Below are 11162 nucleotides of genomic sequence, written 5' to 3' on the forward strand. Positions count from 1 at the left end.
GCACCCCCACATCGTCCGGCCCGGCGGTCAGCGAGTTGTTCTTCCCCTTGCGGAACGTCGTGCCGATCGGGTGGATCGGCGGCAGGTAGACGACGTCGAAGCCCATCTCCGCGATCTTCGGCAGCCTCCGCGCGGCCGTGCGGAACGTGCCGTGCGGGCACTCCGGGGTGCCCTCCGAGCGCGGGAAGAACTCGTACCACGAGCCGTACAGCGCCCGCTCCCGCTCCACCAGCAGCGGCAGCGGCTGCGACGCGGTCACCAGCTCCCGCAGCGGATGCCGGGACAGCACCTCGTCCACCTCCGGCGTCGACGCGGCGGCGTAACGGTCCTCCACCGGCAGCGCGTCGTCCAGCAGTGTGCGCGCCGCCGACCGCAGCACCTGGCGGGCCTCGCCGCGCGGCGCCTTCGCCGCCGCCCGCTCGTACAGCTGCCCGCCCTCCTCCAGGACCAGGCCCGTGTCGATGCCGGCCGGGATCTTGATCGCCGCGTGCCGCCGCCACGTCGTCACCGGGTCGCTCCACGCCTCCACCGTGAACGTCCAGCGGCCCCGCACGTCCGGCGTCACCTCCGCACCCCAGCGGTCCGTGCCCGGCGCCAGCTCCCGCATGCGGACCGGCGGACGGCGGCGGCCCTCCGGGTCCCTCAGCACGACATGCGCGTCGACCGCGTCGTGCCCCTCACGGAAGACCGTGGCGGTGATCAGGAACGTCTCACCCACGACCGCTTTCGCCGGGCGCCTGCCGCAGTCGACGCGCGGACCGACGTCGCGCACCGGGATGCGTCCGATGGGCCGGGTGGACTTCATGCTGAACCTCCGCCGTGCTCGATTCCGGGGCGCCGCCCGGATGTTGGATGACCAAGCTGCACCGGAGGAGGCCTAGAGCCCCGCCGGGAAACGCCGATTCGAGCGCGTACCACTCCTGCGCGCCACGTTTTTCGCCCTCCGTGGGCCCTGCCGCCACAGCGCGGTCTCCGACCCCGACCGCAGATAGCGCTCGGCCGCGTCGGCGGCCTCCCGCGCACACCGCTTGCCCATCAGCACGCACAGGGTGTAGCCCGTGTCCTCGAACGTGGCCCGGACCGAGCTGTCGGCGGGCGCGGCGAGCATGGCGCGCTCCCACGCCCGGTAGCGCCGCAGATGCCGGGAGACTTCGGCTTTCGCGGGTAGCAGCATGGCGCGGTCCACCTTCCGGGAAGAAGCGAGAGGTACGCCCGGGACACGGGCCGGCCGAGCAAGCAGAGGCGCGAAGTCGTCAAACCTCTCGTGGCCTTCACTCATGGTGCACGCGACATGACCCACCGTCCTGTTGGATCTTGGTCGTGGTGCGCTCGTGTTGCACGAATGGCGTAGCGACCCCACTGTGGGAGGTGACTCAGGAGCGACCATCGCTCACGCTTCGTGTTCGGGGTCCCGGTCCGCAGGGTCGGGAGGAAGCGCCGAGCGTCGCCGGTGAGGAGCCAACGACGATGAAGACCGCAGTGCCCTGCTACTACCACCTCGACGTGGAAGTCTGCCCGGAACGGGTCGGACAGGTCAGGCGCATTCTGGCCGCGCACCTCCGGTACTGGGACCTCGACACCCTGGTCGAGCCCGTCTGCCGCAGCGCAGAGATGCTGCTGACGGCGATCGACGAACACGCCACCGACAAGAACACCTCCATCGAGATGTGGTGGAACGGCCAGCACCTCATCACCGCCATCGGGGAGAACGACAGCGAGCTGCGCCCCGACCCGGATCTGCGCGGCTGCTTCGAGCATCTCGCGGCGATCAGCGACGGCTGGGGCTGCTGCGCCGTCGACAACGGCAGCAAGGTCATCTGGTTCTCCCAGCGCGCCCGCGCCGGCGACCGGGAGCCCCTGGTGCCCGTCGCGCCCGCGCCCAGCCTGCGCGAGTTCCTCCAGGTGCCCCGCGAGGTGCCGGCCACGGCCCTCGCCGGTTCCGGAACCGGCGTCCTGGAGGGCGCCCGGTGACCGCCCGGCGCCGACGGAGTTCGACGGCAGGGGTGCCCGCGTGGAGCGGGCACCCCTACCCGCTCGGTGCCGTCCACGACGGCCAGGGCACCAACTTCGCCCTGTTCAGCGAGGTCGCCGAACACGTCGAACTGATCCTCTTCGACGAGGGCGGCACCACCCGCCACGTCCCCGTCACCGAGGTCGACGGCTTCGTCTGGCACTGCTACCTGCCGGGCGTCGGCCCCGGCCAGCGCTACGGCTACCGCGTGCACGGCCCCTGGGACCCGGCGCTCGGCCACCGCTGCAACCCGGCGAAACTGCTGCTCGACCCGTACGCGCGTGCCGTCGACGGGCAGATCGACAACCACCCCTCCCTCTACGAGCGGGCGCCCTCCGGGCCCGACCCGGCGGACAGCGCCGGGCACACCATGCTCGGCGTGGTGACCGACCCGTACTTCGACTGGGGCGACGACCGCCCGCCGCGCACCCCCTACGCCGACAGCGTCATCTACGAGGCCCATGTGCGCGGCCTCACCCGACGCCACCCCGACGTCCCGCGCGCCCTGCGCGGCACCTACGCGGGCCTCGCCCACCCGGCCGTCGTGGAGCACCTCACCTCGCTCGGGGTGACCGCCGTCGAACTGATGCCGGTCCACCAGTTCGTGCACGACGGCGTGCTCCAGGACCGGGGCCTGTCCAACTACTGGGGCTACAACACCATCGGCTTCTTCGCCCCGCACAACGCCTACGCCGCGCACGGCACCCGCGGGCAGCAGGTCGCCGAGTTCAAGTCGATGGTGAAGACGCTGCACGCGGCCGGCCTGGAGGTCATCCTCGACGTCGTCTACAACCACACCGCCGAGGGCAACGAGAAGGGCCCCACCCTGTCCTTCCGCGGCATCGACAACGCCTCGTACTACCGCCTGGTCGACGGCGACTGGGCGCACTACTACGACACCACCGGCACCGGCAACAGCCTGCTGATGCGGCACCCCTACGTCCTGCAACTGATCATGGACTCGCTGCGGTACTGGGTGACCGAGATGCACGTCGACGGGTTCCGCTTCGACCTGGCGGCGACCCTGGCCCGACAGTTCCACGAGGTGGACCGCCTCTCCGCGTTCTTCGACCTGATCCAGCAGGACCCCGTCATCAGCCGGGTCAAGCTGATCGCCGAGCCGTGGGACGTCGGCGAGGGCGGCTACCAGGTGGGCAACTTCCCGCCGCTGTGGTCCGAGTGGAACGGCCGCTACCGGGACGCGGTACGCGACTTCTGGCGGGCCGAGCCCGGCTCGCTCGGCGAGTTCGCCTCCCGGCTGACCGGCTCCTCCGACCTGTACCAGCGCAGCAGACGCCGCCCCCGCGCCAGCGTCAACTTCGTCACCGCCCACGACGGCTTCACCCTGCGCGACCTCGTGTCGTACAACCACAAGCACAACGAGGCGAACGGGGAGAACAACCGCGACGGCGAGAACCACAACCGGTCCTGGAACTGCGGCGTCGAGGGGGAGACCGCGGACCCGGCGGTGCTGGAGCTGCGCGCCCGGCAGCAGCGCAACCTGCTCGCCACCCTGCTGCTGTCCCAGGGCATACCGATGCTCGCCCACGGCGACGAGCTGGGCCGCACCCAGCGCGGCAACAACAACGCCTACTGCCAGGACAACGAACTGTCCTGGATCGACTGGCGGTTGTCCGAGGAACAGGAGGAGCTGACCGGCTTCACCCGCCGCCTCATCGCGCTGCGCGCCGCCCACCCGGTGCTGCGCCGGCGCCGCTTCTTCCGCGGCGAGACCGCCACCAACGCCGACCAGCCGCTGCCCGACCTGGTGTGGCTGCTGCCCGACGCGCGCGAGATGACCGAGGACGACTGGACGCGCTCCGACGCGCACTCGGTGGGCGTCTTCCTCAACGGCGACGCGATCGCCGAGCCCGACCGCTACGGCAGGCCCGTCGTCGACGACTCGTTCCTGCTGCTGTTCAACGCGTTCTGGGAGCCCGTCGTCTTCCGGCTGCCCGGCCCTCTCTACGGCGAACGGTGGACGGCCTGCCTGGACACCGCCGAAGCGGACGGCGCGCCCGACGAGACGGAGCACAAAGCGGGCGGCGACGTCACCGTGGCGGCCCGCAGCCTGGTGGTGCTGCTGCGGCCCCCGATGCGCGGGGCATAGCCGCGCCACGCCCGGGCGACCGGGCGGACCGGGCACGACAAGGCCGCCGTCGCGAAACCTCGACGGCGGCCTTCGCGCGCGTACGGCGTCTCTCCACCGCCCTGCTCGGGTCGTAGTCGATCTGCGCGGCCTGCCCGCGTGGACGGCGTCTCACCGCACCGGGCGGGACGTCACCGTGAACTGGGCGCCGTCCGCGTCCCGCAGCACCGCCTCGTCGATCGCCTTGCGCAGCACCGACCCGCCGTGCCGCTCCGCCTCCCGGGCGCAGCCCGCCACGTCGGACACCGAGAAGTGGATCTGCCAGTGCGGGCGGATCGTCGGGTCCGGTGCCGCCTCCAGCGCCCCGGAGACGATCCGGGCCACGACATCGCCGCCGCTGCGCAGCACGACCTCGCCGCCCTCGTAGTGGACCTCGACGCAGCCGGGCTTGCCGGAGGCCCAGTCGAGGATCTCGCCGTAGAAGATCGCCGAGTCGAAGGCGTCGCGGGTGTGCAGCCGCACGAACGCGGGTGCGGCCTGCCGCCACACCTCCCAGTTGCCGACCAGCTCCCCCTCCCACACCCCGAACGTCGCGCCGTCCCGGTCCGCGAGCAGCGCCGCGCGTCCGGGAGGAAGGGACAGCGGGCCCACCGCCACGGTGCCGCCGCGCTCCCGGGTCCGGCTCGCGGCGTCGTCCGCGCTCGGCACGGCGAAGTACGGCGTCCACGCCACGGCCGTCTGCCACATCCCGGCGACGGCGGCGATCCCGGCGACCGGCACATCGCCCGCGAGGGCGATACGGAAGTGCTCGCCGAGCTTGGCCTTGCGCCACCGCCAGCCGAGGACGGCACTGTAGAACCCCTGCGTGGCATCCAGATCACGGCTGGTGAGACTCACCCAGCAGGGCGCGCCGAAAACGGAGTGGGTGGAGACGACCCGGGCAGCCGGGGGAGCGGCAGAGCTGTCGTGGTTCATGGCACTCGCGTCCTGATCTCCTCGGCCGGCGGCCACCGGCCCTCCACCAGTGTCCGGCCTCACGCCCCGGGCGCGCCTGTCGAGTACTCCCGCTGGCGGCGTTCCGCCCCCGATACGACGATGGAGAGGTGGCTCGAGTACCGCATGACCCGGACGACGAAACCGGTCGGCTCCTCGAACTCCAGGAGCAGGTCGATCAGCTGAAGGAGGCCGTGTCCTCCCATGCCGTCGTCGACCAGGCGATCGGAATGATCGTGGCCCTGGGCCGGATGACACCGGATCAGGGGTGGGAAGTGCTCAAGCAGGTCTCGCAGCACACCAACACCAAGCTGCGCAATGTCGCCGAGATGATCCTCGTGTGGGGGCGCGCCGGGGAGCTGCCCGAGACCATCCGGGCCGAGCTGGAGGAGGCCCTGGAGCATTACGGTCCCACACAGATCCCGGGGGCGCCGCCCGAGGGGTGAGGAGTCAGCGGGTCTCGGCCAGGATCTCCTCGCGCAGCTGCGCGAAGCATCCGCTGAGCAGCCGGGAGACGTGCATCTGCGAGATGCCCAGCTCCTCGGCTATGCCGCTCTGCGTCATCCCCTTGAAGAAGCGCAGGTAGAGGATGGTGCGCTCCCGTTCCGGGAGTGCCTCCAGACACGGCCTGACCGCCACCCGGTCCACGACGGTGTCGTACGAGGGGTCGGGGCCGCCGAGCGAGTCGCCGAGCGCGTACCCGTCGGTGCCGGGCATCTCCGCCTCCAGCGACAGCGCGGTGAAGCACTCCAGCGCCTCCATGCCGGTGCGCACCTCGTCCTCGGTGAGCCCGGCGCACTCCGCTATCTCCGCGACGGTCGGGGCCCGGCCGGGCGTGGTCTGCGCGACCTCCTTCACAGCGCGCCGGACGCGGTTGCGCAGGTCCTGGACGCGGCGGGGGACGTGCAGGGTCCACATGTGGTCGCGGAAGTGCCGCTTGATCTCGCCGGTGATCGTCGGGACGGCGTACGCCTCGAAGGCCCGGCCGCGCGCGGGGTCGTAGTGGTCGACGGCCTTGACCAGGCCGAGGGCCGCCACCTGGTACAGGTCCTCCAGGTTCTCCCCCCGGCCGCGGAAGCGGACCGCTATCCGCTCGGCCATGGGGAGCCACACCTCGACCAGTTCGTCGCGCAGGGCGCGCCGCCGCGGCCCGTCGGGCAGGTCGGCCAGCCGCGCGAAGGCCGCGGCCGTGTCGGGGGCGTCGTCGTGCGGATGGTGGGTTCTGCCGGCGGTACGCATCGTGCGTGCCTCCCATGGAAGTGCTGCTGGGACAGTCGTGCGGGAGGCGCGCGCGGACGGGACGGACGTCCCCGGTTCCGGCAGGGCCGGTTCCCACAGACGTGCCTCCTGTCCGAAGCACTGGGGTGACTTTTCCCCCATTCGGGTCTGACGAAACAAAATTCGCGAATCGGACCACGGTGTGCAAGCGGAGGACCGCGGCGGGTGAGCGGACGGCCCCGCTCGGCGATCAAGGACCGGACGTGATGTGCGGCACGCCCCACGCGCGGGCCGCGCCACCCGTCCGGCGGATTCTCCCTGCGCACGGCTTGATCACCGATCAAGACGGGCGAACCGCCTGGCCACGGCCCATTCCACTCATTTGACAGTGCACTGAGCCCCTGGATAGGACTCACCTTCGAGAAGTCGAGAGGTGGATTGTGGACGAGCCGAACGTGGTCGGGGACTGGCAGGAGTACGACGAGCATGCCGGTCTGCGGGTCCGCGTCCACGGACTGGAGGCGGCCGAGCCGCCGCGCGGCCGTGACGACGCCGCCGACGGGCTGACGTACTTCAGGCTGCGCGTCGTCGTCGAGAACCGCGGCACCGAACGCTGCTGCGTCCACCTGGAGGACGGCCAGATCGACGTGCGGATCGGCCCCGAAGGGGAGGCCGCCTTCATCGACTGGCGCAACTCGCAGTTCGTCGAGGGCTTCGACGTCTACCCGCTGCGCCGGGTGACGGCCGTGCTGTACGCCGCCGGACCCGAGGCCCTGCTCGGCCAGGTCGATGTGCAGATCCAGGCGCGCATCGACGACGAGTGGGCGGAGCGCCGGCTGTGGACGGGCGGCCTCGGCCTCACCGTGCAGCCCGCGCACGTCCCCGCCGGAGCGGGCCGGGACTGTCTCGCCCACCAGGTGAGCAACTTCCTGCGCGACCAGGCCGAGGAAGGCACCGCCTGACCCCCGCGCCGGGGCCGGGGTGCCCCCGGCTCAGTGCGGGATGCCGTCGATGATCTCGCGGGCGCCCTGCCGCAGCAGCGCCACGGCCACCGACGTGCCGAGCGTGGCCGGGTCCAGTCGCCCCGCCCACTCGTGGGCGTTCAGCCTCGTCTTGCCGTCCGGGGTGAACACACAGGCCCGCAGGGAGAGTTCACCGCTTCGGTCGACCCGCGCGTACCCGGCGACGGGGCTGTTGCAGTGCCCCTGCAACACATGCAGGAACATGCGCTCCGCCGTGGCCTCCCGGTGCGTGGCCGCGTGACCGAGCACACTGACCGCGTCGATCAGAGCCGTGTCGTCCTGACGGCACTGAAGCGCGAGGATGCCCGCGCCGATCGGCGGCATCATCGTCTCCGGCGACAGCACCTCGCTGATCACATCGGTGCGCCCGATCCGCTCCAGCCCGGACACGGCCAGCAGCAGCGCGTCCGCCTCGCCCGCGGCCAGTTTCTCCAGCCGCCGGTTGGCGTTGCCCCGGAACGGCACGCACGTCAGATGCGGGTGGGTGGCGGCCAGCTGGGCGACGCGACGCACCGACGACGTGCCGACGCGGGTGCCCGGCGGCAGCTTGTCCAGGGCGAGCCCGCCCGGGTGGACCAGCGCGTCGCGGATGTCGTCGCGCTCGAGGAACGCCGCGAACACCGTGCCGGCCGGCAGCGGCCGGTCCGCCGGCACGTCCTTGACGCAGTGCACCGCCAGATCCGCCTCCCCGGCCAGCAGCGCCGCGTCCACCTCCTTGGTGAACGCGCCCTTGCCCTCCACCTGGGAGAGATCGCCGAGCCACTTGTCGCCGGTGGTCCTCACCGGGACCACCTCGGTGCGCACGCCGGGATGCGCCGCAGCCAACTCGGCGCGCACACGCTCGACTTGAGCGAGCGCCATGGGGGAGTCACGGGAGACGATGCGGATCAGTTCCGGAGCGGACATGCGGGACACGATAGACCCTGCGGCGGGGCCCGAGGGGCCGGTCGTACGGTACGACACGGCCGCTGCGCACGGCCCGAACCGCCGTGGGATGGAGCCGGGTCGGGCCCCTCGCCGAGCGGCCGGCTCCGCTCGATCGCGCGCACGTCTACGCGTCGGGGTCGAAGGCGATGCCGGACGGTTTCGCGGAGGCGAGGTGGGAGGTGAAGCTGCCGTCCTTCAGGCCGAAGTGGGCGCTGCCGAAGTCGTAGGAGCTGACCTTCTCGCGCAGCCCGGCAGGCCAGTGGTCCCAGCCGACGAGCGGCGGGTACTGCCAGGTGCCCTTGTGGTTCTCCGGCGGCTCGTCGTCGGCGGTGGCCGCCCGGAAGCAGTGGGTGCTGATGCCGTCCTTGTGGTAGACGACCTTCGCGTGGGTGCCCTCGAAGCGCATCCGGGACGCCGGGTGCACGGTGAACGAGCCGTGGTTGGACGTGGAGACGTACTTGACCTGGTCGTTCTGGACCCACACCACCACGTGTTCCCAGTCGTGCCGGTGTCCGCCGAGGCTGATGCCGGGGAGCGCCTGGTCCTTCTCGAAGTACAGCCCGTACAGCACGGCGCACCAGCCGTTGTTGCACTTGGCCCGGGAGTAGGAGTTGGTGTTGTCCAGGTCGGACGCGTCGCGGCAGTTGCCGTTGAGGGCGCCGGTCGGCTTCAGGCCGCCGTTGACGGAGCCGTCGGGTCCGATGGCGGGTGTCGGGTAGCAGCCGTCCGTGTCGTAGTCGAACGCCGGCTGGTACGTCAGCTCCAGGGCGTCCGCCGCGACGGGCAGTGCCGGCGGCGGTGCGGCGAAGGCGACCTCGGGGACGGCGATCACGAGCGCGGCGGCACCGCCGAGCACGGTGAGCCATCTCCTGCGGTCGGTACGGGACGTGGGTGACGACACTGCGTCCTCCTCTGTTCCGGGCGCAGCCCAACGGCTGTGGGGGAAAAGGGAGTTCAGAGTGCCGTGTTTTACATGTCCGCGCCAAGAGGGCGGGTGTCTCCGGGGAGGTCCGTCCGTCAGGTCACACCGGTGGATCGGGCAGGTCCGCCGAGGACTCCTCCGGGGTCAGGTCCTGGCGCAGCCGCAGCCAGGACGGCTGCCGCAGCAGGCCCGCGCGGGTCCGGGTGCTGTAGCGGACCTCGCCGACCAGCCGGGGCAGCACCCAGCGGGCCCCCGCGAGGCGCGGCGCGGGGGAGAAGGGGCACACGTCGCTCGCCAGGTCCGCGAGGAGAGAGGCGAGCTGTCCGCGTTCGGTCTCGCTCCAGCCGGTGCCGACCGCGCCGACATGGCGCAGCGTGCCGTCCGGGGCCCGCTGGCCGACGAGGACGGCGCCGGGCAGTCCGGTCAGCCGTCCCTTGCCGGGCAGCCAGCCGCCCACGATCACATCGACACCGTGCATGTTCCGGATCTTGATCCAGGCGCGGGAGCGCACCCCGGGCTCGTACACCGAGTCCAGCCGCTTGCACACCAGGCCCTCCAGCCCGTGCTCCCTGGTGGCCGCGAGGGCTTCGGCGCCGTGTCCGACGACTGCGGCGGGCGTCGACCAGTACGGTCCTGCGAGCCCCAGCTCCTCCAGCCGCGCCCGCCGCCGGACGTAGGGCAGCGGCAGCAGCGAGCTGCCCGCCAGATGCATGACGTCGAACAGCACCAGATGCACCGGCGCCCGAGCGGCCCGCAGCGCGGCCCGGCGCGGCGCGTGCGCCAGGCCCATACGGGACTGCAACCGCTGGAAGTCGGCGCGGCCCCGCGCGTCGAGTGCAAGCACCTCCCCGTCCAGCACCGCCGGGGTGTCCCCGAGCGCGCGGCCCAGGCCCAGCAGCTCCGGATAGGCGCCGGTGATCACCTCCCCCGACCGGGCCCGCAGCACCACACTGCCGTCGCCCGGCAGATACACCACCGCACGCTGCCCGTCCTGCTTCGTCTCGTACGCCCACTTCGCGTCCTGCGACGGGGGCGGCAGCGTCCCGGGGGTGGCGAGCATGGGGGAGACGATCGGCAGGGTCACGACAGAACATCTCGACGCCCCGGCGCCCGGTCACGCGCCCCCGCTGCGGGATTCCCCCCGATGGCTCACCGGCTTCGGTCCCGCCGCGCGCGGCCGTGAGGTGCCGTCACCGGGTCCGACGTGCGGTTTTGTAGGCTTCGGGGCAGGGATGCCGCCCGACCGGGCGGGCGGCGCGGCACCGGGATGGTGGTGGATGTGGCGGGCAGGACGGTACGGGCCGCGCAGGCGGACGCGACCCGGGAGCTGATCCTCGCCGCGGCCGAGCGGCTGTTCGCCGAGCGCGGTGTGTACGCCGTGTCGAACCGTCAGGTCAGCGAGGCCGCCGGCCAGGGCAACAACGCCGCCGTCGGCTACCACTTCGGCACCAAGGCCGACCTGGTCCGTGCCATCGCGCGCCGGCACGCCGGCCGGGTGGAGGAGATCCGCGCCCGGCTGGTGGCCGAGGCGGGCGACGCCCGGGACGTGCGTACCTGGGTCTCCTGCCTGGTGCGGCCGGTGACCGTGCATCTCGCGGCGCTCGGCAGCCCCACGTGGTACGCCCGCTTCTGCGCGCAGGTGATGACCGATCCCGCCCTCTCCCCGATCATGGTCGAGGAGTCGCTCGTCTCACCGTCCCTGAGGGCCGCCGTCGACGGCCTGGGCCGCTGCCTGGCTGGTCTTCCCGAGCCGGTGCGCGCCGAACGCGGAGTGATGGCACGGCAGTTGATCCTCCACACGGCCGCCGAACGCGAACGCGCCCTCGCCGAGGGCAGGCCCACACCCCGCGCCACCTGGGAGGAGACGGCGACCGGCCTGGTCGACGCGCTGGTCGGCCTGTGGACGGCCCCCGTCACCGGGTCCGGCGACGGCGTCTGAGGGGCCCGGCGGCCGGTCGGCGGGGCCGGGGCGGGTGGGGG

The 11162-nt window shown here is 72.3% G+C and carries 12 protein-coding genes; 5 read left to right on the top strand and 7 right to left on the bottom strand.

Annotated features, from left to right (window positions below; all coding sequences use genetic code 11):
• Window positions 1-805, bottom strand: an 805-nt coding sequence (locus MTQ10_RS21115; RefSeq protein ID WP_247470571.1) for a maltotransferase domain-containing protein, incomplete at its 3' end; no start/stop codon positions are given.
• 72 nt (window positions 806-877) lie between these two features.
• Window positions 878-1174, bottom strand: a complete 297-nt coding sequence (locus MTQ10_RS21120; RefSeq protein ID WP_247470573.1) for a DUF5133 domain-containing protein — start codon at window positions 1172-1174, stop codon at window positions 878-880.
• Window positions 1175-1467: 293 nt separating this feature from the next.
• Between MTQ10_RS21120 and MTQ10_RS21125 the strand changes: the two genes are divergently transcribed.
• Both MTQ10_RS21125 and glgX read left to right on the top strand, forming a co-directional pair.
• Entirely contained in the window at window positions 1468-1971 is a 504-nt protein-coding gene (locus MTQ10_RS21125; protein WP_247470575.1) for a pep a2, read from the top strand.
• Between the two features lie 32 nt (window positions 1972-2003).
• A complete protein-coding gene (gene glgX / locus MTQ10_RS21130; RefSeq protein WP_247470577.1) occupies window positions 2004-4121 on the top strand; it encodes a glycogen debranching protein GlgX in 2118 nt (705 codons plus the stop codon).
• Between the two features lie 150 nt (window positions 4122-4271).
• Here the strand turns inward: glgX and MTQ10_RS21135 are convergent, their stop codons facing one another.
• Window positions 4272-5075, bottom strand: coding sequence for a VOC family protein (locus tag MTQ10_RS21135; RefSeq protein ID WP_247470591.1), 804 nt, complete (start codon window positions 5073-5075; stop codon window positions 4272-4274).
• 128 nt (window positions 5076-5203) lie between these two features.
• On the opposite strand from MTQ10_RS21135, the gene MTQ10_RS21140 reads away from it, so the two are divergent.
• A complete protein-coding gene (locus tag MTQ10_RS21140) occupies window positions 5204-5539 on the top strand; it encodes an ANTAR domain-containing protein (protein WP_247470594.1) in 336 nt (111 codons plus the stop codon).
• Between the two features lie 4 nt (window positions 5540-5543).
• Here MTQ10_RS21140 and MTQ10_RS21145 read toward each other — a convergent pair whose 3' ends face one another.
• Complete coding sequence (locus MTQ10_RS21145) at window positions 5544-6332, bottom strand: RNA polymerase sigma factor SigF (RefSeq protein ID WP_247470596.1); 789 nt, start codon at window positions 6330-6332, stop codon at window positions 5544-5546.
• Window positions 6333-6751: 419 nt separating this feature from the next.
• Here MTQ10_RS21145 and MTQ10_RS21150 point away from each other — a divergent pair, with 419 nt between their 5' ends.
• A complete protein-coding gene (locus MTQ10_RS21150; RefSeq protein WP_247470598.1) occupies window positions 6752-7273 on the top strand; it encodes a hypothetical protein in 522 nt (173 codons plus the stop codon).
• 30 nt (window positions 7274-7303) lie between these two features.
• Here MTQ10_RS21150 and hemC read toward each other — a convergent pair whose 3' ends face one another.
• From hemC to MTQ10_RS21165, 3 genes are all read right to left on the bottom strand, one after another.
• Window positions 7304-8239 carry a hydroxymethylbilane synthase gene (gene hemC / locus MTQ10_RS21155; protein ID WP_247470600.1) on the bottom strand — a complete coding sequence of 312 codons (936 nt, stop codon included), beginning with the start codon at window positions 8237-8239 and terminating at the stop codon, window positions 7304-7306.
• 145 nt (window positions 8240-8384) lie between these two features.
• Entirely contained in the window at window positions 8385-9161 is a 777-nt protein-coding gene (locus tag MTQ10_RS21160) for an NPP1 family protein (RefSeq protein ID WP_247470603.1), read from the bottom strand.
• Window positions 9162-9282: 121 nt separating this feature from the next.
• Window positions 9283-10242 (bottom strand): ATP-dependent DNA ligase, encoded by a 960-nt coding sequence (locus MTQ10_RS21165; RefSeq protein ID WP_282612443.1) that lies wholly within the window; start codon window positions 10240-10242, stop codon window positions 9283-9285.
• Between the two features lie 219 nt (window positions 10243-10461).
• Between MTQ10_RS21165 and MTQ10_RS21170 the strand changes: the two genes are divergently transcribed.
• Complete coding sequence (locus tag MTQ10_RS21170; protein ID WP_247470620.1) at window positions 10462-11121, top strand: TetR/AcrR family transcriptional regulator; 660 nt, start codon at window positions 10462-10464, stop codon at window positions 11119-11121.
• Window positions 11122-11162: the final 41 nt, after the last annotated feature.

Origin of the sequence: Streptomyces sp. XM83C, assembly GCF_023072675.1 — a bacterium.
Taxonomy (GTDB): Bacteria; Actinomycetota; Actinomycetes; order Streptomycetales; family Streptomycetaceae; genus Streptomyces; species Streptomyces thermocoprophilus.

Excerpts from the sequence above, each read along its gene's own strand:
- MTQ10_RS21120 (WP_247470573.1), bottom strand. The coding sequence starts at position 1,174 with ATGCTGCTACCCGCGAAAGCCGAAGTCTCCCGGCATCTGCGGCGCTAC.
- MTQ10_RS21125 (WP_247470575.1), top strand. The coding sequence starts at position 1,468 with ATGAAGACCGCAGTGCCCTGCTACTACCACCTCGACGTGGAAGTCTGC.
- MTQ10_RS21135 (WP_247470591.1), bottom strand. The coding sequence starts at position 5,075 with ATGAACCACGACAGCTCTGCCGCTCCCCCGGCTGCCCGGGTCGTCTCC.
- MTQ10_RS21145 (WP_247470596.1), bottom strand. The coding sequence starts at position 6,332 with ATGCGTACCGCCGGCAGAACCCACCATCCGCACGACGACGCCCCCGAC.
- hemC (WP_247470600.1), bottom strand. The coding sequence starts at position 8,239 with ATGTCCGCTCCGGAACTGATCCGCATCGTCTCCCGTGACTCCCCCATG.
- MTQ10_RS21165 (WP_282612443.1), bottom strand. The coding sequence starts at position 10,242 with ATGCTCGCCACCCCCGGGACGCTGCCGCCCCCGTCGCAGGACGCGAAG.